At 58.1% G+C, this 23,135-nt stretch carries 18 protein-coding genes; 5 read left to right on the top strand and 13 right to left on the bottom strand.

Annotated features, from left to right (window positions below):
- Nucleotides 1–11: 11 nt before the first annotated feature.
- From yajC to queA, 3 genes are all read right to left on the bottom strand, one after another.
- Nucleotides 12–347, bottom strand: coding sequence for a preprotein translocase subunit YajC (yajC, locus tag CPA59_RS05375; protein WP_012770768.1), 336 nt, complete (start codon nucleotides 345–347; stop codon nucleotides 12–14).
- Nucleotides 348–461: 114 nt separating this feature from the next.
- Nucleotides 462–1,625: a tRNA guanosine(34) transglycosylase Tgt gene (gene tgt, locus CPA59_RS05370; RefSeq protein ID WP_107758848.1), complete on the bottom strand. Its 1,164-nt coding sequence runs from the start codon at nucleotides 1,623–1,625 to the stop codon at nucleotides 462–464.
- Between the two features lie 96 nt (nucleotides 1,626–1,721).
- On the bottom strand, nucleotides 1,722–2,789 hold the full coding sequence (queA, locus tag CPA59_RS05365; RefSeq protein ID WP_107760769.1) for a tRNA preQ1(34) S-adenosylmethionine ribosyltransferase-isomerase QueA: 1,068 nt from the start codon (nucleotides 2,787–2,789) through the stop codon (nucleotides 1,722–1,724).
- Nucleotides 2,790–2,949: 160 nt separating this feature from the next.
- Here queA and CPA59_RS05360 point away from each other — a divergent pair, with 160 nt between their 5' ends.
- Entirely contained in the window at nucleotides 2,950–3,555 is a 606-nt protein-coding gene (locus CPA59_RS05360; RefSeq protein WP_107758847.1) for an ACP phosphodiesterase, read from the top strand.
- Nucleotides 3,556–3,733: 178 nt separating this feature from the next.
- Complete coding sequence (locus CPA59_RS05355) at nucleotides 3,734–4,336, top strand: peroxiredoxin C (RefSeq protein ID WP_038661321.1); 603 nt, start codon at nucleotides 3,734–3,736, stop codon at nucleotides 4,334–4,336.
- Nucleotides 4,337–4,429: 93 nt separating this feature from the next.
- Here CPA59_RS05355 and proY read toward each other — a convergent pair whose 3' ends face one another.
- The 6 genes from proY to phoB all read right to left on the bottom strand — a co-directional run bounded on the left by proY (nucleotide 4,430) and on the right by phoB (nucleotide 12,038).
- On the bottom strand, nucleotides 4,430–5,782 hold the full coding sequence (proY, locus tag CPA59_RS05350; protein ID WP_038920839.1) for a proline-specific permease ProY: 1,353 nt from the start codon (nucleotides 5,780–5,782) through the stop codon (nucleotides 4,430–4,432).
- A 98-nt stretch (nucleotides 5,783–5,880) separates the two neighbouring features.
- On the bottom strand, nucleotides 5,881–7,200 hold the full coding sequence (gene brnQ / locus CPA59_RS05345; RefSeq protein ID WP_038918152.1) for a branched-chain amino acid transport system II carrier protein: 1,320 nt from the start codon (nucleotides 7,198–7,200) through the stop codon (nucleotides 5,881–5,883).
- Between the two features lie 428 nt (nucleotides 7,201–7,628).
- The gene (locus CPA59_RS05340; RefSeq protein ID WP_107758846.1) at nucleotides 7,629–8,735 is read right to left on the bottom strand and encodes a cobalamin-independent methionine synthase II family protein; all 1,107 of its coding nucleotides are present in this window, start codon (nucleotides 8,733–8,735) and stop codon (nucleotides 7,629–7,631) included.
- A gap of 204 nt (nucleotides 8,736–8,939) precedes the next feature.
- Entirely contained in the window at nucleotides 8,940–9,917 is a 978-nt protein-coding gene (locus CPA59_RS05335; RefSeq protein WP_107758845.1) for a PstS family phosphate ABC transporter substrate-binding protein, read from the bottom strand.
- Between the two features lie 81 nt (nucleotides 9,918–9,998).
- Nucleotides 9,999–11,321, bottom strand: a complete 1,323-nt coding sequence (gene phoR, locus CPA59_RS05330) for a phosphate regulon sensor histidine kinase PhoR (protein WP_049842511.1) — start codon at nucleotides 11,319–11,321, stop codon at nucleotides 9,999–10,001.
- A gap of 27 nt (nucleotides 11,322–11,348) precedes the next feature.
- Nucleotides 11,349–12,038, bottom strand: coding sequence for a phosphate response regulator transcription factor PhoB (gene phoB / locus CPA59_RS05325; RefSeq protein ID WP_012770778.1), 690 nt, complete (start codon nucleotides 12,036–12,038; stop codon nucleotides 11,349–11,351).
- A 376-nt stretch (nucleotides 12,039–12,414) separates the two neighbouring features.
- Between phoB and sbcD the strand changes: the two genes are divergently transcribed.
- Nucleotides 12,415–13,647, top strand: coding sequence for an exonuclease subunit SbcD (sbcD, locus tag CPA59_RS05320; protein WP_038918149.1), 1,233 nt, complete (start codon nucleotides 12,415–12,417; stop codon nucleotides 13,645–13,647).
- On the top strand, nucleotides 13,644–17,327 hold the full coding sequence (locus tag CPA59_RS05315) for an AAA family ATPase (protein WP_107758844.1): 3,684 nt from the start codon (nucleotides 13,644–13,646) through the stop codon (nucleotides 17,325–17,327). Before sbcD ends, CPA59_RS05315 begins: the two co-directional genes overlap by 4 nt.
- Before the next feature lie 37 nt (nucleotides 17,328–17,364).
- Here CPA59_RS05315 and mak read toward each other — a convergent pair whose 3' ends face one another.
- Nucleotides 17,365–18,276, bottom strand: a complete 912-nt coding sequence (gene mak / locus CPA59_RS05310; RefSeq protein WP_100849095.1) for a fructokinase — start codon at nucleotides 18,274–18,276, stop codon at nucleotides 17,365–17,367.
- A gap of 171 nt (nucleotides 18,277–18,447) precedes the next feature.
- Here mak and rdgC point away from each other — a divergent pair, with 171 nt between their 5' ends.
- The gene (gene rdgC / locus CPA59_RS05305) at nucleotides 18,448–19,359 is read left to right on the top strand and encodes a recombination-associated protein RdgC (protein ID WP_033570236.1); all 912 of its coding nucleotides are present in this window, start codon (nucleotides 18,448–18,450) and stop codon (nucleotides 19,357–19,359) included.
- Between the two features lie 471 nt (nucleotides 19,360–19,830).
- Here the strand turns inward: rdgC and CPA59_RS05295 are convergent, their stop codons facing one another.
- The 3 genes from CPA59_RS05295 to aroL form a co-directional block, all read right to left on the bottom strand.
- Entirely contained in the window at nucleotides 19,831–21,621 is a 1,791-nt protein-coding gene (locus CPA59_RS05295) for a methyl-accepting chemotaxis protein (protein WP_038920838.1), read from the bottom strand.
- Between the two features lie 638 nt (nucleotides 21,622–22,259).
- Nucleotides 22,260–22,544: a pyrimidine/purine nucleoside phosphorylase gene (gene ppnP / locus CPA59_RS05290; protein ID WP_038918144.1), complete on the bottom strand. Its 285-nt coding sequence runs from the start codon at nucleotides 22,542–22,544 to the stop codon at nucleotides 22,260–22,262.
- Nucleotides 22,545–22,580: 36 nt separating this feature from the next.
- Nucleotides 22,581–23,102 carry a shikimate kinase AroL gene (aroL, locus tag CPA59_RS05285; RefSeq protein WP_038918143.1) on the bottom strand — a complete coding sequence of 174 codons (522 nt, stop codon included), beginning with the start codon at nucleotides 23,100–23,102 and terminating at the stop codon, nucleotides 22,581–22,583.
- Nucleotides 23,103–23,135 lie beyond the last annotated feature (33 nt).

The raw sequence follows: 23,135 nt of genomic DNA, 5'->3' as shown, positions 1-23,135 counted from the left end.
AAGTCGAAAAATTACAGGGCCTTCATGGTACCCTTCGGCAGTACGGACGTCACGTAGTCACGCTTGATCACGACTTCGTTGGTATCGTTCAGGGCGATGGTGATAAATCCATTATCAGCCACTTTGGTCACACGACCCACCAGGCCGCCGTTGGTCAGCACTTCGTCGCCTTTGCTGATCGAATCCATCAACTTTTTGTGTTCCTTAGCACGTTTTTGCTGAGGGCGCAGGATCATGAAGTAAAAAATCAGACCGAACACGGCCAGCATAATCACCAGAGAGTACGGGCTTCCCTGAGCCGGAGCACCTGCGGTTGCTGCCACTGCGTCGGAAATGAAAAAACTCATTTAAATGTCCTCTTTAGTTATCAAAACAACAGTTATCAACACGAAAAGTTATCAAAACAAAAAATTATCAAGACGAAAAGTTATCTTTAAAACGTTCATGCCACGCAAACGTGCTTACTGCGGCGCATGACCTTCATGGGCATTTCCCGCCGCGTTTTCGACTAACGGCGGAACCGGTTTACCGATGCGCTGGTAAAACTCGGTCACAAAGCTCTCTAATCTACCGTCCTCGATAGCCTGACGTAAACCCGCCATCAGGCGCTGATAATAGCGCAGGTTGTGGATGGTATTGAGGCGCGCGCCAAGTATTTCGTTACAACGGTCCAGATGGTGCAAGTAGGCGCGGCTATAATTGCGACACGTGTAGCAATCACAGTGTTCATCCAGCGGTCCGGTGTCATCTTTGTGCTTGGCGTTACGAATCTTGACTACGCCGTCCGTGACGAACAGGTGGCCGTTACGGGCGTTGCGGGTCGGCATCACGCAATCAAACATGTCGATGCCGCGGCGTACCCCTTCCACCAAATCTTCCGGTTTACCCACCCCCATCAAATAGCGGGGTTTATCCGTCGGCAATTGCGGGCAGACATGCTCCAGAATGCGGTGCATATCGGCCTTCGGCTCGCCGACCGCAAGGCCGCCCACAGCGTAACCATCAAAGCCGATGTCCACCAGCCCTTTTACCGACACATCACGTAAATCTTCGTAAACACTACCCTGAACGATGCCGAACAGCGCGTTTTTGTTGCTTAATTCATCAAAACGCTGACGACTGCGCTTCGCCCAACGCAGCGACATTTCCATCGATCGCTTAGCGTAGTCCCAGTCAGCCGGGTAAGGGGTGCACTCATCGAAAATCATCACGATATCGGAACCGAGATCGTACTGAATTTCCATGGATTTTTCCGGGCTAAGGAAAATAGCGTCGCCGTTGATCGGGTTGCGGAAGTGCACGCCTTCCTCGGTGATCTTGCGGATATCCCCCAGGCTAAAGACCTGAAAACCGCCGGAATCGGTCAGGATCGGACCATGCCACTGCATAAAATCATGCAGATCGCCGTGCCGTTTCATGATTTCCTGCCCCGGACGCAGCCACAGGTGGAAGGTGTTGCCCAGAATGATCTGAGCGCCGGTGTCTTTGACTTCTTCCGGCGTCATTCCTTTAACGGTGCCATAGGTGCCGACCGGCATAAACGCCGGGGTTTCCACCATACCACGATCAAAAACCAGACGACCGCGACGCGCGCGGCCGTCCGTTTGCAACAGTTCGTACTTCACTTAGCCTCCAGCATCAGAAAACAGTCTGATGACGTTATTGATATACCCACAGAACCTGGCCTGCGGTATGAAACATGAAAATGAATCGACGGCGGACTACCCCACCTGCTCCTGTTCCGCCGACGGATTACGGGTGATGAACATCGCATCTCCGTAACTGAAAAAGCGGTATTGCTCAGCCACTGCCTGCCGGTAAGCGGTCATGGTGTGGCGGTAACCGGCGAATGCGGAAACCAGCATAATCAGCGTCGATTCCGGCAGGTGGAAATTGGTCACCAGCGCATCCACCACCCGGTAGTGATAACCGGGATAGATAAAGATACGGGTATCGCCGAAAAACGGCGCGATAGCCTCCCCGGTACTGGCCTGAGCCGCGCTTTCCAGCGAACGTACCGAGGTAGTGCCGACCGCAATAACGCGATTGCCGCGCGCTTTGCAGGCCAGCACCGCATCCACCACCGCCTGCGGCACCTCGGCATACTCGGCGTGCATGATGTGATCTTCGATGGACTCCACCCGCACCGGCTGGAACGTGCCGGCGCCGACATGCAGGGTAACGAAGGCCATTTCCACGCCTTTTTCTTTCAGCGCAGCCAGCAGCGGCTCGTCGAAATGCAAACCGGCGGTCGGCGCCGCCACCGCGCCGGGGCGCTGGCTATACACCGTCTGGTACAATTCTCGGTCCGCCGCCTCATCGGGGCGGTCAATATAGGGTGGCAGCGGCATATGCCCGATGTCATTGAGAATGGTCAGCACATCGCGCGTATCGTCAAAGCGGATTTCGAACAGCGCGTCATGGCGTTCCAGCATGGTGGCTTTCACGCTTTCATCTTCGCCGAGCAGCAGTTCGGTGCCGGGCTTCGGCGCCTTGGATGCGCGCACATGCGCCAGCACACGCTGGTCATCCAGCATTCGTTCCACCAGCACTTCCAGCTTGCCGCCGCTGGCCTTACGTCCGAACAGGCGCGCCGGAATCACCCGGGTATTGTTGAACACCAGCAGATCGCCCGGCTGTAATTTATCGAGCAGATCGGTAAAGACGCCGTGCGTGAGCGCGCCTGTGGGGCCATCCAGCGACAACAGACGGCAACCGCTGCGTTTTGCCTGCGGATAACGGGCAATCAGAGACTCAGGCAATTCAAACGAAAAATCGGCAACACGCATGACCATTCACTTAATTTTCGGCACAGTGGAACAAAAGAAGCGGCCTAGTCTAGAGCCCGTCGGGACCGGCTGCAAGAAATAAGCGGGACAGAGCGTCGCCTTCCTCTATACTTGCCGCATTGATTACGCCTCTTCACCTTTCAGGGACCGCTCCGACGCCATGAATTTTCTCGCGCACCTGCATCTCGCCACGCTGGCGCAAAGCTCGCTGACCGGAAACCTGATGGCGGATTTCGTACGCGGCAACCCCGACAGTCTGTACCCGCCCGAAATCGTCGCCGGTATCCGTCTGCACCGTCGCGTCGATGTGTTGACCGACAGCCTGCCGGAAGTGCGTACCGCCTGCCGCCATTTCAGCGCCGACTATCGCCGGGTCGCGCCGATCGCGCTGGATGTGCTGTGGGACCACTTTCTGGCGCGCAACTGGCCGGAGCTGGAACCGGCGATACCGTTGACGCGCTTCGTCGCCGACGCGGAACAGCAGATCGCGCCCCATCTGGCCGACAGCCCGGAGCGCTTTCGCAACCTTAACCATTATCTGTGGCCGGAACGCTGGCTGGAACGCTACGCCGAACTGCCGTTTATCGCCGACGTGCTGCACCGCATGTCGGTACGCCGGCCGAAGCTGGCGGCGCTTTCCGGCTCATTCAGCGATATTGAGCATCACTACCATCAATTTGAAACATTATTCTGGCAGTTCTATCCTCGTATGATGCATCTGGCAAAAACAGGTCAGCTTGATGGCCCGGCTGACGCCGCACGGTAAAACGAGGAACAGCTCGCCAGGCTGTTCATCTGTCAGTGAAAAGAATTATCAATTGATTCGATAGACAAAAGCTATCTTATTGATTGGTCGCTTTCGCTTTATTCACCGGCAGGCTGTACCTATACTTACGGCGTTTATTACATTCACCTATCATTAACAGCTATTTACAGGAGTAATTATGGTCCTGGTAACTCGTCCTGCCCCCGACTTCACTGCCGCTGCCGTACTGGGAAGTGGGGAAATCGTTGAGAATTTCAATCTGAAAAAGCACATCAACGGTAAACCGGCTGTGATCTTCTTCTGGCCGATGGACTTCACCTTCGTATGCCCGTCCGAGCTGATCGCGTTCGATCACCGCTACGAAGAGTTCAAGAAGCGTGGCGTTGAAGTGGTTGGTGTGTCTTTTGACTCCGAATTCGTGCACAACGCCTGGCGTAAAACCCCGGTCGAAAACGGCGGTATCGGCGAAGTGAAATACGCGATGGTCGCTGACGTTAAACGCGAAATCCAGAAAGCCTACGGCATCGAACATCCGGAAGCCGGCGTGGCGCTGCGTGGTTCTTTCCTGATCGACAAAAACGGCATCGTGCGTCACCAGGTGGTGAACGATCTGCCGCTGGGTCGTAACATCGATGAAATGGTGCGTATGGTTGACGCGCTGCAGTTCCACGAAGAGCACGGCGAAGTATGCCCGGCTCAGTGGGAAAAAGGCAAAGCGGGTATGGGCGCGTCTCCGGACGGCGTTGCAAAATACCTGAAGGAAAACGCCAACAACCTGTAATCGGCGTATTCGATATCAGTAATCAGCCAGCGGCTTCGTCCGCTGGCTTTTTTATGCCCGCCATCCGGCGGCGGGCAATGCAGGTCAGTACGCTCAGCTACCGCGCCGACGAAGCGCGTAACTCGCCAGCAGCAGTGCAATCCACACCATGCCGGCGTACAGCGCAATGCGGGTATCCGGGAAGTAGCCAATCAGGCCGATGATAAACACCAGGAACACGATGCCGACCACCGCGGTCGCTGCGCCGCCCGGCAACGGAAACGCCAGCGCTTTGGCCTGCTCGCGGCTCAGTTTGCGGCGAAAGGCAATCTGCGAGCACAGAATCATGATCCACACCCAGACGGTGGCGAAGGTCGCCAGCGAGGCGATCACCAGAAACACCTTCTCCGGCATGATGTAGTTGAGGTACACCGCCACCAGCAGCGCCAGCACCATCACCACCACCGTGACCCAGGGCGTGCCGCGCCGCGACAGGCGGCTGAACACCTGCGGCGCATGCCCCTGCTCCGCCATGCCGTGCAGCATGCGGCCGACGCCGAACACGTCGCTGTTGATGGCGGAGAGCGAAGCGGTAATCACCACGAAATTAAGGATACCGGCCGCCGCCGTGATGCCCATGTGCTGGAAGGTCAGTACGAACGGGCTGCCGCTGGTCCCTACCTGATTCCACGGATAAATCGACATGATCACGAACAGGGTGCCGACATAGAACACCAGAATACGCCAGGGCACCGAGTTGATGGCGCGCGGAATGGATTTATGCGGCTCTTTGGCTTCGCCGGCGGTGATCCCGATAATCTCCACGCCGCCATAGGCAAACATCACCATCTGCAACGACAGAATCATCCCCATCACGCCGTTGCTGAAGAAACCGCCGTTGGTCCACAAATTATGGATGCCGGTAGGCTCGCCGCCGTTGCCGATCCCCCAGACGATGATGCCGATCCCGGCCACGATCATCACCACAATGGTGGCGACCTTGAAGAACGACAGCCAGAACTCCAGCTCGCCGAACACTTTAACGTTCATCAGGTTGATGGCGCCGATGATCAGCACCACGCTCAACACCCAGATCCAATGCGGCACCGCCGGAAACCAGACGCCCATATAGATGCCGAAGGCGGTAACGTCGGCAATCGCCACAATCAGCATTTCAAAGCAGTAGGTCCAGCCGGTGATGTAACCGGCCAGCGGGCCGAGGTAATCGCGAGCGTAGCGGGAAAAGGAACTGGCCTGCGGGTTGTTGACGGACATCTCGCCCAGCGCACGCATAATGATATAGGCGAACACGCCGCCAATCAGATACGCCAGCAACACGCTGGGGCCCGCCATCTGGATAGCGCTGGCCGAACCATAAAACAGCCCGGTGCCGATGGCTGAGCCCAGCGCGATAAAACGAATATGCCGCGTACTTAAGCCGCGCTTGAGTCTGGATTGTTGTTCCATAGGTTTGGATTGTTGTTCCATAAATGAGCAACCCTGTCTTTACAAACGAAAAAACCACAGGCAAACGCCTGTGGTGAAAAACATCAGTCAAACCGTACTCAGGAATGTGCGGTAACTTCCTGACGACCGGTGATGCGGTCATAAATCGCCACAACCAGCAGAATGATCAGCGACGGCGGCAGCCAGGCCAGCCCTTGCTCGCTCATCGGCAGGCTCTGCATCCAGCCCGGCAGCAACGGCTGAAAAGCGGACGACTTGATGCCGTCAACCAGACCGAACAACAGACTGACCAACATCACCGGCGCGATGACGTGGGTGCTGTTATTCCACCAGCGGCGGGTGAAACTCAACAGCACCAGAACGATACACGGCGGATAGATGGCGGTCAGCACCGGCACCGACAGCTGAATCAGGTGACTCAGCCCCAGATTGGACACCACCATCGAGAACAGCCCCAGCACAAATACCAACGCACGGTAGGACAACGGCAGGTACTGAGCAAAAAATTCGGCGCAGGCGCAGGTCAACCCTACCGCGGTCACCATACAGGCGATAAAAATCAGCAACGCCAGGAAGCTGCTGCCCATATTACCGAAGGTGTATTGCACATAAGCGTGCAGGATCTCGGCGCCATTCTGCGCGTTCGGCACCAGCGAACCGCTGAAAGAACCGAGGTGGAACAGGCTCAGGTACACCAACGTCAGCCCCAGACCGGCGATCAGCCCAGCCAGAATGGTGTAACGGGTCAACAGCGCCGCATCGGTGATGCCGCGTGAACGAGCGGCGTTGACAATCACAATGCCGAACACCATCGCGCCCAGCGTGTCCATGGTCAGGTAGCCGTTGACGAAACCGCTGGAAAACGGCACCTGCTGGTACGCTTCGGCGGTCGGCGCCGGCGAGCCGGCCGGCCATAGCAGCGCCGCGATGCCCAGCACGGTCAGCGCGATGATTTTCACCGGCGCCAGAATATGCCCAACGGTATCCAGCAAACGGCCGGGATAGAGCGAAATCGCGATCACAATGGCGAAGTAAATCAGGCTGTAAATCAACAGCGGCGACGCGCCTTCGCCCACCAGCGGCGCGATCCCGACTTCGAACGATACCGTAGCGGTACGCGGCGTGGCGAACAGCGGCCCGACCGCCAGATAGCAGACCGTCGCCAGCAGTACGCCGGCTTTTTTGCCGATCGGGCTGCTCAGCGTATCAATACCGCCGCCCACGCGGGCCAACGCTATCACCGTCAGCACCGGCAGGCCCACCGCGGTAATCAGGAAACCGAGCGCGGCGATCCACACGTGCTCACCAGCCTGCTGACCGACCATCGGCGGGAAAATGATGTTTCCGGCGCCGACAAACAGAGCAAAGGTCATGAAGCCCAATGCCACGATATCTTTGGAAGTTAAACGATGACTCATATGTATGTTGTTGTTGCCTGTAAAAATGTTGTTGTCTGTAAAAAACGGTGTTGCCGGCAGAAACCGGGCGCTAAAGCGGCGCACGCGAAAAGCGAGACGTCCGTGCGATGTGCAGGATTATGGATGTGAGATTTTATTGCACAGCGTTAATGGGGGCTAAGTAAAACGTTTATAGCAATAAAAGGCAATACGCGATCGGTAAACCAGAACATTAATCTAATATTTTGTAAAAAAATAGCATCTCAGTTTATCTTTTAACGGGCAGGCTATACATGATTTGTGCATTAAAACAGTTTGTAGCGCGATAAATCAGCTCAAAATTACGACAACGAGCAATAATTATCCATATTAAAAACTTATAGAAATAAAAAACGCCGGTAATACGCGCCGGCGTTATAAAAAAGCATATTGGTTTGCAGCGCCGGTGATTACCAGACGCGTTTGGCGATATCCACCACCAGCTTCAGTTTGTCCCACTGCTGCGCTTCCGACAGCGTGTTGCCCTCTTCGGTAGAAGCAAAGCCGCACTGCGGGCTTAAGCACAGCTGGTTCAGCGCAATATATTGCGTCGCTTCGGCAATGCGCTTCTGCACGTCGTCCGCATTTTCCAGCGTCCCGGTCTTGGTGGTAATCAGGCCCAGCACCACCTTCTGGTGACCCGGCTTGATGAAACGCAACGGTTCGAACCCGCCCGCCCGTTCGGTATCATATTCGAGGAAGAACGCATCCACTTTCACTTCGCCAAACAGGGTTTCCGCCACCGGCTCATAGCCGCCTTCGGAAATCCAGGTGGAACGGAAGTTGCCGCGGCAAACATGCAGGCCCACCACCAGATCGGCCGGTTTACCTTCCAGCGCCTTGTTCAGCACCTGCGCATAGGTGCGACGCAGATAATCCGGATCATCGCCGCGTTCGCGGATTTGGCGCTTCTGGTCTTCGGAGCACAGATACGCCCACACCGTATCGTCCAGTTGCAGATAACGGCAGCCCGCGTCATAGAACGCATGGATGGCATCACGCCAGGTCTGCGCCAGATCGTCGAAGTAGTCGGCCAGATCCGGATAAACGGTACTGTCGATTACGCTACGGCCGCCGCGGAAATGCAGCACGCTCGGGCTGGGGATGGTCATTTTGGCTACGGCGTCGCCGGCCACGCTTTTGAGGAAACGGAAATCGTCCAGCATCGGGTGCTGCGGATTAAAGCTGACCTTGCCGGTCACTTTTACACCGCGGGCTTTAGTCTGCACGCCGTTGAACTGGATGCCCTGCTCCGCTTCATAACGTTCCACGCCGTTCAGGTTGTCAAAGAAGTCGAAGTGCCACCAGGCGCGACGAAACTCGCCGTCGGTCACCAGTTGCAGACCCGCCGCGCGCTGCAATTCCACCGCACGCTGAATTTCCTGATCTTCGACGCGGCGCAACGCTGCCGCATCAATCTCACCGGCCTGAAACTGCAAACGCGCCTGCTTGATGGCAGCCGGACGCAACAAACTGCCGACCACATCGGCACGGAACGGAGGAAGGGCTTGTGTCATGTTTAGCTCCTGCACTTCAGCTGACGCGAAACGGATCGGTTTCAGTCAGTCGATTTTTAGATGAATTGATTTTTAGAGGAAATAGTTACGCCGCTGAACTTTATAGCCATCCAGACGGCTAGACATGGAGCTATCCTGTCATGAGTTTTTCTCAGCGACAATGGAAGAATTTTCACGTCACGTGAAATAAATTCATCTTAGGCATCAGTTTATTGCAGGATCACCCATCGACGACGAAACGGCATCGCCAAGCCCAAGCAGTTGTCTGGCTTGCTCGCGCGCCATTTCCGGCAGCGGCAGGTAACCATCCTGGCTGACCAGCGCCTGCCCCGGCGCCGACAGTACCCGCTCCAGAAACGCGGCGGTCAGCGGTTCCAGCGGTTTACCAGGCATTTTATTGACGTAGATGTAGAGATAGCGGGTATAGGGATAACGCCCGCTGCGGATGGTGTCGGCGGTCGGCAGCACGTAATCGTCTTTGTCGCTGGCCGCCAGCGGCAGCACCCGTACCCCGCTGGCGCGAAAGCCGATGCTGGCGTAACCGATGGCGTTGACCGACGCCGCCACCGCCTGCACTACCGAGGCTGAACCGGGCAATTCGTTGACCTGCGGCAGGAAATCGCCGCCGCACAGCGCCTGTTGTTTGAAAAAGCCATAGGTGCCGGAGGCTGAATTGCGCCCATAACGCAGTAGCGATCGTTGTCGCCAGACGCCGTTCAGCCCCAGTTCCTGCCAACGTTGCACCGTTTTTCCAGCGCCGCAGCGGCGCGTCACGGAAAAGATGGCGTCAAGCTGGCGCACCGTCAGCCCGGTAATCGGGTTATCCTGATTGACCAGCACCACCAGCGCGTCCAGCGCCACCGGCACCGCCGTCGGCGCGTACCCGTAATGCTGCTCGAACGCTTCGATTTCGCTGCTCTTCATCGGCCGGCTCATCGGCCCCAGCTGCGCCGCCCCTGCCGCCAGCGCCGTCGGCGCCGACGACGAGCCGGCCGCCTGAATCTGCAGGTTAACGCCAGGGTAATGCTGGCTGAAATCCGCCGCCCAGAAGGTCATCAGGTTCGCCAGCGTGTCGGAGCCGGCGCTGGACAGGTTACCCGCCAGCATCGCCTGCGGCGCAGCGGCGGCGGCCTGACCGAACAGGCACAACAGCAAGGCAAGCAGGCGGAGGGTGGGTATCATGTGCGGTTTCCATCGGGGTGAAAGACAAGAGCACGCTATTTTCGGCACAGCGGCGGAGACAATCAAGCCCCGCCGCCGTCATTACAGCTGTGGATTCGCGGCGTTCTGACTCAGCACCGAACGGACTATCAGCCGGTTCGGCAACGTGAACATGAAGCGGGAGCCGGCGCCCTCTTCGCTGAGAATCTCCAGCCGGGAGTCGTGGTGGCTGAGCGCATGCTTGACGATCGCCAGCCCCAGCCCGCTGCCGCCGGTCTGGCGCGAACGGGCCTTGTCGACGCGATAAAAACGCTCGGTCAGGCGGGGAAGATGTTCGGCGGCGATGCCCGGGCCGTTGTCGCTGACCTGAAACTGCGCGCCCTGCGGCGTCTGCTGCCAGCACACCTCAATGCGGGTACCCTGCGGCGTATGGTTGACGGCGTTATACACCAGATTCGACACCGCGCTGCGCAACTGCTCTTCGTTGCCGAACACCTGCAGTTGCTCGTTGACGCGAAACACAATCTCGTGACGCCCCTGACTCAGGGTATCGGCTTCACGCTTGAGCACCCGCAGCATCAGCGGGATATCCACCTTCTCGTTAAGATCGATGGCGGCGGCGGCTTCGATGCGCGACAGCGTCAACAATTGCCGCACCAACCCGTCCATGCGGCGGGTTTGCTCCTGCATGGTGTGCAATGCCTTAGACTGCAACGCGCCATCCAGCGATTCGTCGTTCATCATCTCCAGATAGCCCTGCAACACCGTCAACGGCGTGCGCAGCTCGTGGCTGACGTTGGCGAAGAAGTTGCGGCGCGCGCCTTCCAGTTGGTGCATCTGGGTCACATCGCGGGCCACCATCAGCAGTTGTCCTTCCGAGTAGGGCATCACCCGGAATTCCACGTGGTGGGAATTTTTCAGCATCAGCGTCAGCGGGCGGCTGAAGTCTTGCTGTTGCATGTACTGAGTGAACTCCGGGTAACGCAGCAGGTTGAGGATGTTCTGACCGTTGTCTTCCGGCCAGCGAAAGCTGAGCAGGTGCTGAGCCAGCCGGTTACACCAGATGATGACGCCCTCTTCGGTGGTGATGACCACCGCATCCGGCAACGATTCCGCCCCGCTGCGAAAGCGTTTAATCAGCAGCGCCAGCTCGCGCCGACGGCGGCGGTTGCGCAGTTGCATCTGATAGAGGCCGTAAAACAGCGGCTCCCAGCTCCAGCGGCCGGGCGGCGGGGTCATGCTGCGGTCAACCCACAGCCAGTAGGACAGGCGCAGCTGGTTATAGAAGTTCCAGCACAGCGCCGCCAGTACCGACGCCAGCAGAAACCAGGGCAGATAGCCGATAATCAGCCCCAGCAGCAGACCGGGCAAACAAAAAAAAGCCAGCTCCAGCGCCAGCTTTTTCCAGGACAAACGTTCTAGCACGTCAGATTTTCTCCGGGACTCACGCTATCAATAACGTGTTGAGAAACGGTATCCAGTTCCCCGAACGGTCTGAACCATCTTGTCGTGTCCGCTGGTTTCCAGCGCCTTGCGCAGGCGGCGGATATGGACATCCACAGTGCGATCCTCAACATAAACGTTAGTGCCCCATACGTGATTCAGCAACTGCTCACGACTATATACCCGTTCCGGGTGCGTCATAAAGAAATGCAGCAGCTTGAACTCCGTCGGCCCCATATCCAGCGCGTGTTCTTCCGTGGTCACCCGATGCGAAGAGGGATCCAGGCTCAACCCGCGCATTTCAATCACTTCCTCAACCGCCATCGGCGAAATCCGGCGCATCACCGCCTTGATGCGCGCCACCAGTTCTTTGGGCGAAAACGGTTTGGTGATGTAATCGTCGGCGCCGACTTCAAGACCACGCACGCGATCTTCTTCTTCACCACGCGCCGTCAGCATCATGACCGGAATATCACGGGTCAGCGCTTCGCGTTTCATGTGCTTGATAAACTGCAAACCGGACCCGCCGGGCAGCATCCAGTCCAGCAGCACCAGTTCAGGATAAGGTTCGGCCAGCCGGGTAACGGCGCTGTCGTAATCCTCAGCCTCAACCGGCTGATAACCGTTCTGTTCCAGCACGAAGCACACCATCTCGCGAATCGGCGCTTCATCTTCCACCACCAAAATACGTCTTGCCATATCAATCCTGCCGTTAATCGTCACGGTTAGCGTGCGGTGTGCATTATGCGTCAGTTTTATGACAGATTTATGAAAAATGGCGCCCCGGACTACGGTACGTTTCCGCCCTGACAGCCGCAGCCCCCTGCCGCTGCCGAAGACCGCCGGTACGCTTAATTTCTCACATTACCTGTCCGCGACGACACAGCCAAATACTCCCGGGTAGCCGGGGCCATACAGATATTATGGGACATGCCCTAAACTGCACGCCTATAATCGCCGATGATAAAGACGCGGTGTTTCGCCATGACGAACAAGCGCCTTGCCTCACTGACCGCCATTGTCCGCAAGCACCGCCAAAACAACATATCGTTTGCACTCACCTGCAGGGAGTCTCATGCGAATTATTCACACGTCTGACTGGCATCTCGGTCAGTACTTTTATACCCGGAGCCGTGCGCCTGAGCATCAGGCATTTTTACACTGGCTGGTTCAGCAGGTTGAGCAGTATCAGGCCGATGCAGTAATAGTAGCAGGCGATGTGTTCGACAACGGCGCGCCGCCCAGTTATGCCCGTGAAATGTATAACCATTTTGTGGTGGCGTTGCAGCGCACCGGCTGCCAGTTGGTGGTGATGGGCGGCAACCATGATTCGGTCGCCACCCTGAATGAATCACGCGCGCTGCTGGCCTGCCTGAATACCCGGGTGGTCGCCGGTTTTGACGGCGATATCCACGAACAGGTGCTGGTGCTGAACAACCGCGCAGGCGAGCCCGGCGCGCTGCTGTGCGCCGTTCCTTTTTTGCGTCCGCGCGACGTGCTCACCAGCCAGGCCGGCCAGTCCGGCGCGCAAAAACAGCAGGCGTTGCAGGATGCCATCACCCATCATTATCAGCGCTGTTACCAGCTCGCCTGCGAGCAGCGTGAAGCGCTGGGTCGCGAACTGCCGATTGTGCTGACCGGCCACCTCACCACGGTGGGCGTCGCCACGTCCGATTCGGTGCGCGATATCTATATCGGCACGCTGGACGCGTTCCCGGCGCAGGCCTTCCCCCCGGCGGACTACATCGCGCTCGGCCATATTCATCGCCCGCAGCGGGTGGCGCAATGCGAACACATCCGGTACAGCGGCTCGCCAATCCCGCTGAGTTTTGACGAACTGAATCATGAGAAATCGGTGTATCTGGTGCATTTCGAGCAGGGAAAACTGCAGGAGGTCACCGCGCTGACCGTGCCGACCGAACAACCGATGCAACTGGTGAAAGGCAATCTGCCGGAGATCGAACGCCGGCTGGCCGGATTCCGCGACTATCACGGCGACAAACCGGTGTGGCTGGACATTGAAATCGCCACCCAGGATTACCTGAGCGACATTCAGCAGCACATTCAGGCGCTGACCGAACCGCTGAACGTGGAAGTGCTATTGCTGCGCCGGGCGCGGGAACAGCAGCAACAAATGCTGGTGCAACTGGAAAAGGAAACGCTGGAGGAGCTGCAACCCGCCGAGGTGTTTGCCCGACGGCTGGCGCTGGAGAGCGATCTGGACGAGGCGCGCCAGCAGCGCCTGAAAGGGTTGTTCGACCGGGTCATTCAGGAGATTGACGAGCAGCGACGGGAGGCGTCCGCATGAAAATTCTTAGCCTGCGATTGAAAAACCTCAACTCGCTGCAGGGCGAGTGGAAAATCGATTTCACCCGCGAGCCGTTCGCCAGCAACAGTCTGTTCGCCATCACCGGCCCTACCGGCGCGGGTAAAACCACGCTGCTGGACGCCATCTGCCTCGCGCTGTACCACCAGACGCCGCGTCTGAAGGTCGGCCCCAGCCAGAACGAGCTGATGACGCGCCACACCGCCGAATGTCTGGCGGAAGTGGAATTCGAGGTGAAGAATGTCGCCTACCGCGCCTTCTGGAGCCAGCGGCGCGCCCATAACAGCCCGGAAGGCAATCTGCAGCCGCCCAAGGTGGAACTGGCGTTGTGCGCCGACGGCAAAATCCTCACCGACAAGGTGAACGACAAGCTGACGATGATCGCCGATATCACTGGACTGGATTTCGATCGTTTCACCAAATCGATGATGCTGTCCCAGGGGCAGTTCGCCGCCTTCCTGAACGCCGATGCCAATCAGCGGGCCGAACTGCTCGAAGAGCTGACCGGCACCGACATTTACGGCCAGATCTCGGAGCGGGTATTCGAGAAACACAAAGACGCCCAGAGCAAGCTGGAAACCCTGCGGGCGCAGGTCACTACGCTGGAACTGCTGAGCGACGAACAGCGTCAGGCGCTGGAGCAGCAGCTGGAAGCCATCCGCCAGCAGGAACAATCGCTGTCATTGCACCGGGAAGAGGTGTTGGGGCATCAACGCTGGTACGACACGCTGCTGCAGCTCCAGCAGGCGCAACAACAGGCCCAGCAGCAGCGTGCCGCACAGGAACAATTGCAGCAACAATCGCAATCGCAGATGGATAAGCTGCAGCGCAGCGAACCGGCGGAAAAACTGCGTCCGCGTTTTGATGAACGCGAGCGCGCGCTACGGGAAAAACAGCGCCTGACCCAGCAGTTGAATAGCGTCCGCCAGCAGATCAGCCGCCAGCAGGATGCGCTCAATCTGTTGAAAATCCAGCTGGAAAAAGCGCAGGCCACCCGACAGCAGCACGCCGAGTATCGCCAGCAGCAGGAAACCTTGATCAATGAACGTATCCTGCCGCTCGACCACCACATCGCCACCCAGCAGGCCCAGCGCGCCCAGCAACAGCAGGCGCTGGATAACCTGCTGGAGCAGCAGAAAACGCTGATCGCCAGCCTGACCAGACTACAACGCCAGCAGGAACAAACACGGCAACGGCTGGAAGACATCGAAAACTATCGCCGGCAGCATAGCCGCCATCAGCATTTGGGCAGCCATATTCCGCTGTGGCAGGCGCAATTTCCCCAGCAGCAGAAATGGCAGCAGGACTTGCAGGTGCTGCAGGAAAAAGCGGCGCAGCAGCAGATTCAGGCGGAATACCTTGACCAGCAGCGCGCCTCGCTCGCCGAAAAACATCAGGCGCAGCAAAGCGCCTGCGAGCGAGCGAGCCAACTGCTGACCGAGCACTTGCAGCAGGATGAACAGCTGGAAGCGGAGCAACCGCTGGCGGACCTACGCCAGCAACTGGCCCGGCTCATGGCCGAACGGCCGGATCGCCAGCAACTGGCCACCAGCGCCGCCGTGCTACAGCAGTTGATTAGCCAGCGCACCCTGCTGGAAGCGCAACAGCTGGACACCCAACGCCGCATTCAGGCGCTGGAAGATCAACAGACCCAGCAGCGTCAGGACTATCAGCGTCAGGCCGACCATCTGGCCGACCTCGACAAACGTCACGAACTGGAGCTGCGCATCGTCAGTCTGGAACGCGAGCGCCAGCAACTGCAACCGGGCAAAGAGTGCCCGCTGTGCGGCTCCCCGCATCATCCGGCGGTGGAACGCTATCAGGCGCTGCGTCCTTCGGAAACCCAGCTCCGGCTGCATGCGCTGCGTCAGGAAGTGGAGGCGCTGAAAGCCAGCGTGGTGCAAACCGAAACCCAGCTTCAGTTGCAAAAACAGCACCGCCTGCAGCAGCAAAACGCGCTCGACGGCGTCCGACGCGATTACGAGTCGCTGCAGTTGCAGTGCAAATCAGTCAGTGAACGCTTACTTGTTGATTTCGATCCGCTGCAACTGCCGGCCCTGCATCAGTGGATTGAAGAATCCAACGTGCAGGAGCAGTCGCTGCAAGCGCAGATCGCCAGTCGTGAGCGTAATCAGCGCCATATTCAGGAAAGTAAGGATTTACTCACCTCGGCGCAGCAACTGCTGGCGCAAACCGTACAGCAACTGGAACTGAACACCCAGCAACAGTCGTCGCTGCACGCCTCGCGGGAAGAACTGCGGCTGTTGCTGGAAAAAACCGAACGCGAGTTGCAACGCCTGCACGACAGCCTCAGCCAGACGCTGGATACGTTCGAACTGACGGCGCCTACGCTGGCGCAGCAGGAAGACTGGCTGCGTCAACGCCAGACGGAATGGCTGCGCTGGCAGGAAAACGAACACGAACAGCATCAGTGCCAGCCGCAACTCGCCGCGCTGGAAGCGGAAATCATCGCCAGCCAGCAGCGGCAGGAAGAAACCGACGCCGCCATCAAAACCTATCAGCAGCAACTGGCCGACACCCAGCGCACGCTGGAACAGGCGCAGCAACAGCGCTGGCAATTGATGGGCAATCAGGCGGTGAATGAGGTGCTGAAGCAATTGCGGCAGGTCAGCCAGACGCTGGAGCTGGAAAGCCAGCAGGCGCAGCAGCAGTGGCAACAGGGCCAGTCGTTGCACAGCCGCCTGAACGGGGAAATCGGCAGTCTGGAGCAGCAAAACCAGCATGCCGAAACCGCATTGCAGCAGCTTCAGACCGGATTTGCGGAAGAGCTGACCGCCGCCGGGTTCGACGATGAAGCCGCCTTCCGCCATGCCTTGCTGGCCGAGGCCGAGCGCCATCATCTCCTCACGCTAAAAGAGCGGCTCAACCAGCGTCAGCAGCAGGTGGATGCGTTGCAGCAGCAGGCGGACAGCGCGCTGGAGCAACACATGACGACCCGGCCGGAATCGATGCCGGAAGGCATTAGCGACCATGACATCCGTCAGTTGCTTTCCGGCCTTGGGGACATGGTGAAAGCCGAAGCCGCACATCAGGGTGAACTGCGCCAGCAGCTTGCCAGCGATCAGCAACGCCGCGACAAACAGCGCCAGTTGCTGGAAGCCATCGCCCGCGGTCAGCAACAGTGCGACGACTGGGGCTACCTCAATCAGTTGATTGGCTCGCAGAAAGGCGACAAATTCCGCCGCTTCGCGCAGGGGCTGACGCTAGATCATCTGGTGTTTCTGGCCAACCGCCAGCTGTCGCGTCTGCATGGGCGCTATCTGCTGCAGCGCAAGGCATCCGACACGCTGGAATTGCAGGTGGCCGATACCTGGCAGGCCGACGCGGTACGCGATACCCGCACGCTGTCCGGCGGCGAAAGTTTTCTGGTCAGCCTGGCGCTGGCGCTGGCGCTATCCGATCTGGTCAGCACCAAAACCCGTATCGACTCGCTGTTCCTCGACGAAGGTTTTGGCACGCTGGACGGCGAGACGCTGGATACCGCGCTGGACGTACTGGATAACCTGAATGCTTCCGGCAAGAGCATCGGCGTCATCAGCCATGTGGAAGCGATGAAAGATCGTATCCAGGTGCAAATCCGGGTCAGAAAGCGCAACGGTCTGGGCGTCAGCCAGCTCGACAGCGCGTATGCGGTGAAATAAATTCAGCGGGGACGCATCTGGCGTCCCCGCTGGACGTTTACCGCGCTTGCGGCCACAACCAGGCGGCGCCGCGCACGCCGCTGGAGTCGCCGTGCATCGCCTGTCGAACCGGCGTATCGCACTCGCCGCCGAACACCCACTGTTTCAGCAAACCGGGCACGGTGTCATACAGCCGTTTGACATTACTCATGCCGCCGCCCAGCACAATCACATCCGGGTCCAGCAGATTGACGATATGCGCCAGCGATTTGGCCAGCCGCCGCTCATAGCGTTGCAATGCCTGTTCCGCCAGCGCATCGCCCCGCCCGGCCAGATCAATAATTTCATGGCCCTGACGCGTCTGGCCGCTCAGGCGCTGATAATCCATGCCAAAGCCGGTGCCGGAAATAAACGTCTCGATGCACCCCGTGCGGCCGCAATAGCAAGGCATCGACTGCTGGTCGCGCCATTCGTCGGCATCCATCCACGGCAGCGGATTATGCCCCCACTCGCCCGCCACGCCGTTGCGCCCGATGTGCGCCTGCCCATTCAAGGCGATGCCGGCGCCGCAACCGGTGCCGATAATCACCGCAAACACCTTGCCGGCGCCAGCCGCCGCGCCATCCACCGCTTCGGATACCGCAAAGCAGTTGGCGTCGTTCGCCACCCGTACCGGCCGGCCTAACAGCTGCGCCAGATCCTGATCCAGCGGCTGCTGATTCAGCCACACCGAATTGGCGTTTTTGACCCGGCCGGTCACCGGCGACAGCGTGCCGGGAATACCGACGCCCACGCTGCCGCGCTGTCCGGTGGCCTGCTCCGCCATGCCAACCAGATCGGCGATAACCTGCAGGGTTTGACGATAATCGTGGCGCGGCGTCGCCACCCGGTGGCGGAATGCCTCACGCCCCGCGTCCGTCAGCGCAATGACCTCGGTTTTGGTACCGCCCAAATCAATACCTATTCGCACGTTGTCTCCTGTTTATCCACCGAACTCGCGTATTCCTGATGATGACATTATCGTACCTTCCCTCACCACAATTCGTTATCATGCCCGCTGCGAATAACCCCTGCGTCCTGATACTCGCCCCACGTTATCACGTGGAAACGCGCCAGCGACGCGCCAGTCTGGGAAGAAAGAATGCTGTGGTTTAAAAATTTGATGATTTATCGCCTGAGCCGCGATATCAGCCTCTCTGCGGACGCCATGGAGACACAGCTGGCCTCCTTCGCCTTTACCCCCTGCGGCAGTCAGGATCTGACCAAAACCGGCTGGGTCTCGCCGATGGGGCCGCACGGCGATGCCCTGACCCACGTGGTCAACGGTCAGATACTGATCTGCGCCCGCAAAGAAGAGAAGATCCTGCCTGCGCCGGTCATTAAGCAGGCGCTGCAGGCCCGGATCGACAAGCTGGAAGGCGAACAGCACCGCAAACTGAAGAAAACCGAGAAGGACGCGCTGAAAGACGACGTGCTGCACAGCCTGCTGCCCCGTGCGTTCAGCCGTTTTAGCCAGATTTCACTGTGGATCGACACCGTCAATCACCTGATCATGGTGGATGCCGCCAGCGCCAAGAAAGCCGAGGATACGCTGGCGCTGTTGCGTAAAACGTTGGGGTCGCTGCCGGTGGTGCCGTTAACCATGGAAAACCCGATCGAGCTGACGTTGACCGAATGGGTACGTTCCGGCCAGACGCCAGCCGGTTTTACGCTGCAGGATGAAGCCGAACTGAAAGCGGTGCTGGAAGACGGCGGCGTCATTCGCTGCAAGAAACAGGAGCTGGTCAGCGACGAAATCGCCACCCACATCGAAGCGGGCAAAGTGGTGACCAAACTGGCGCTGGACTGGCAGGAACGCATCCAACTGGTGCTGGCGGACGACGGTTCGCTCAAGCGTCTGAAATTCGCCGATACCCTGCGCGAGCAGAACGACGATATCGACCGGGAAGACGTGGCTCAGCGGTTTGACGCCGACTTTACGCTGATGACCGGCGAAGTGGCGGCATTGATCGCCAACCTGACGGAAGCGTTGGGTGGCGAGGCGCAGCGGTAATTACACCAGCCGCAACAGGGCACCAGATAAGCTGGTTCCCTGTTGATTGCCGACAAAACTTCTTACAGGTAATGGTTTTTTGTGGCGTCAAAACTGCGCTGAGGTGGGCGACTTCGCCGGGTGAGCGACAGGACGTCGCGAAAGCCCGTGCCGCGCCGGACAAAAACGTCGGGAACGTTTTTGAACAGCGTTTACGCTGGCCCGAAGGGCGAGCCCCAGGGATGGGGCGAGTAACCGCGTCACGGGCGGCCCGAACAGCGAAGTCGAACGCCGAAGGTAGCGCGCAGCGCCGCAGTTTAGCCCTCAGCCAGTGGTCAAGGAGAGGCGGCGTCTGAGCCTCTCCTTGTCGTGCGTGCGATGAAATGGCAAGGAAACTCCACCGTTTATCTCGCACGAAATCACTCACAGGTCGGACAAACATCACCATTCGCAAAACATCCGGCTCGCCCGATAACCCGGCACCCTGTCGTGTTACAGCTTAAAGTGACTGATCGACGAGTGCAGTTCTTCCGACTGCGATTGCAACGAGGCGAAAGCGGATGCCGCTTCCTGCACCATCGCCGCGTTCTGCTGCACCATTGAATCCAGCTGCGCCACCGCTTTGTTGATCTCCTGAATCCCGCGCATCTGTTCTCCTGACGCATGGGTGATTTCCGACATCACCGTACTCACGGAAGACACGCCGCCGACAATTTCGGTCATGGTGTTGCCGGCCTGACGCACCTGCCGCGAACCGGTATTCACGCTCTCTACGGTGGACTCGATCAGCGCCTTGATCTCTTTCGCCGCCTGCGCGCTACGCTGCGCCAGCGAACGCACCTCGCCAGCCACTACCGCAAAACCGCGCCCTTGTTCGCCGGCGCGGGCGGCTTCCACCGCAGCGTTCAGCGCCAGGATATTGGTCTGGAAGGCAATACCGTCGATCACGCCGATAATATCGCCGATCTTACCGGAAGCCACCTCGATTTCCTGCATAGTGTCGACGACCTCGGCCACCACTTTACCGCCGACGCTGGCATCGTTCGCCAGCGAGCGGGTACGATCGTTCACCTGCTGGGCGGAACCGGCCGACTGGGTAACGGTGGCGGAAATCTGCTCCAGCGCGGCGGCGGTTTGCTGCAGGCTGGCCGCCGCCGCTTCGGTGCGGGACGCCAGATCGTTGTTACCGGTCGCCACTTCGTCGGTCGCAGTTTGCAGCGATGCGCTGATGTCGCGAATCTGCAGCATGATCATGCTGAGTTTGTCGACAAAGGTGTTGAACGAGCGGGCAATCTGCGCCACTTCATCATGACCGTCGTCCGGCAGACGCAGGGTCAGGTCGTTGGTGCCGTGGCTGATGTCGTCCATCGCATCGCGAATCTGCAGCAGACGTTTGAGCGAGGCGTTGATCAACAGCCCTACCACCACCGAACCCAGAATGCTGATGATCACCAGCGCGATCACCGACGTCCACAGCAGCGAGCCCATACCGGCGGTGGCTTCCGCCTTGTCCAGCGCGACCAGCACATACCAGTCGGTGCCGACCACCGGCTGAGTTCTTACCAGCATGTCGCGCCCGCTGATGTTCAACTGCACCGGGCGGTCGGATTTCAGCACCTGTCCCAGATTCACCTGCGGGGCGATTTCGGTCAGTTTTTTCAACGTCAGTTTGGCGTCCGGATGGGCGATGATGGTGCCATCGGCCTGAATCAGAATGCCGTAGCTGGCGGGCGTCGGATGGATGGCTTTGACGTTGGCGATGACGCTGTCCATGGTCACGTCGCTGCCCAGCACGCCCTTAACGCTGCCGCCGTCCAGCACCGGCGCCACAAACGACACCACAATGGTATTGGTCGCCATATCCAGATACGGCGCGGTCGCGATGGCTTTACCTTCTCTCACCGCCTGCTGGTACCAGGGGCGGACGGTAGGGTCATAATTGGCCGGAATGCCGCCGGGATCGGCAAATTTGGCGGTGTGGTTGGCGTACCCCATATACACGTTGATGAAGCTGCCCGCCGTCGTCATCTGTTTGAACACCGGAATCGGATCATCGTTGGTCAGCACCACGCTATTGAGCGACGTAATGATTTGTTTTTTAGCGGCTACCCAGTCGCTGATGGCCAGGCTGTGGCCAGCGGTCACGGCGGTAAGCAGGTTATTGATGGATTCATCGTTATATTTATCAGTCACCCGGTAATTCAAAAAAGTGTTAATTACCAGGGCAACCACAATGATAGCCGTGCACACGGCCAGAATACGAGCGCGAGTAGTTTTAAGCATAGTGACCACGTAATTATTGAAATGCTTTTTTTTAGATAACCACAACGATCGCCTCATCAGTTACGAGGCATTCCATTCGAGAAAGTGAAACTGTTTGTCAGAAGTATCTCCTCTCAATTACGCGGACTAACGACACCGCAACCAACAGGAAGGCCCTCTCACAGGAAAATACAATGGCCGCTATCAGATTTACAGATTTATCTGAAATTTTTCATATAAGAAAATAATATGAATTTTGCAATTAATAACAAATCAACAATATAGCCAAATATATATTTTCAAATCACTATCGTTTCGATGGGTAATTACCAAACGTCATTATCACTATACCCAAAATAATTCGAGTTGCAGGAAGGCGGCAAGTGAGTGAATCCCGATGAGCTTACTCAGGTAAGTGATTCGGGTGAATGAGCGCAGCCAACACACCTGCAACTTGAAGTATGACGGGTATATAAAATGGAATAGCAAAACGTTTCTACAATCATATGGCGGCAGGATGACAAACAGATGGCACTGCGGCATGGATAAGCCGGGAGCGTAACTTAATATCAGAAACGACATATCAGAAACGACATATCAGAAAACGGCTGCCGATATCACCGACAGCCGATTATCACGAAAGGAAAAGATGACCGAAATCAGAGATAACGGCACAGATAGGACGATGGTTCGGACACCTTCAGCTTGAATTCGCTTTTTTCCGGCACGTTGAAGACCGCACCGGCTTCAAACAGTTGCCATTCCTGCTCGCCCGGCAGCAGCACGTTCAGCGCGCCGCTGACTACCGTCATTTCTTCCGCCTGCCCGGTGCCAAAGGTATATTCGCCGGCTTCCATCACCCCGACGCTGGCGCGGCCGATGCGGCTGCCGTCAAAACCGATGGATTTTACTTTCCCTTCAAAATACTCATTTACATTCAGCATAATGCCCAACCTTTCTGTTAAAAAATCGATTGACCGTCAGGCCGCCGGCAGACGCAGTGTCTGCACCAGTTCCGAAACAATCACGGCCGGCGCCCGGGTGGCGTCCACCACATAGTGCGCCACATCCTGATACAGCGCTTCGCGCTCCCTGAGCACCGCTTCCATCTCTTCGGCGATCGGCCGCCCGGTCAGCGTCGGTCGCTGGTGCGCCTGCGGACTGGCCTGCAACCGCTGCGCCAGCGCCTGCGCCGGCGCGTGTAGGTAGATTACGATCCCCTGCGTACGCATAAACTGACGATTCTGTTCCAGCAGCACCATACCGCCGCCGGTCGCCACAATCCGGTTCGGCGCCGTCACCGCGTGCAATGCCTCGCTTTCCCGGCGGCGAAACCCCGGCCACCCTTCAGCGGCGACCACATCCGCCACGGTCAGGCCGCTGGTATGCTGCATAAAAATGTCCGTATCGACAAACTCATAGCCAAGCGACCGCGCCAGCTCACCGCCAACCGTGGTTTTTCCGCACCCTCTGGCACCGACCATAAAAATGGGTTGTGTCATGTCACGACCAGTCCTTATTTTTCTCAGGCCTGC

The sequence above is a fragment of the Dickeya sp. Secpp 1600 genome, assembly GCF_003049805.1.
In the GTDB taxonomy this organism is placed as follows: Bacteria; Pseudomonadota; Gammaproteobacteria; order Enterobacterales; family Enterobacteriaceae; genus Dickeya; species Dickeya fangzhongdai.
Note: the sequence above shows the minus strand (reverse complement) of the source record. Positions and strands in the feature narration are given on the sequence as shown.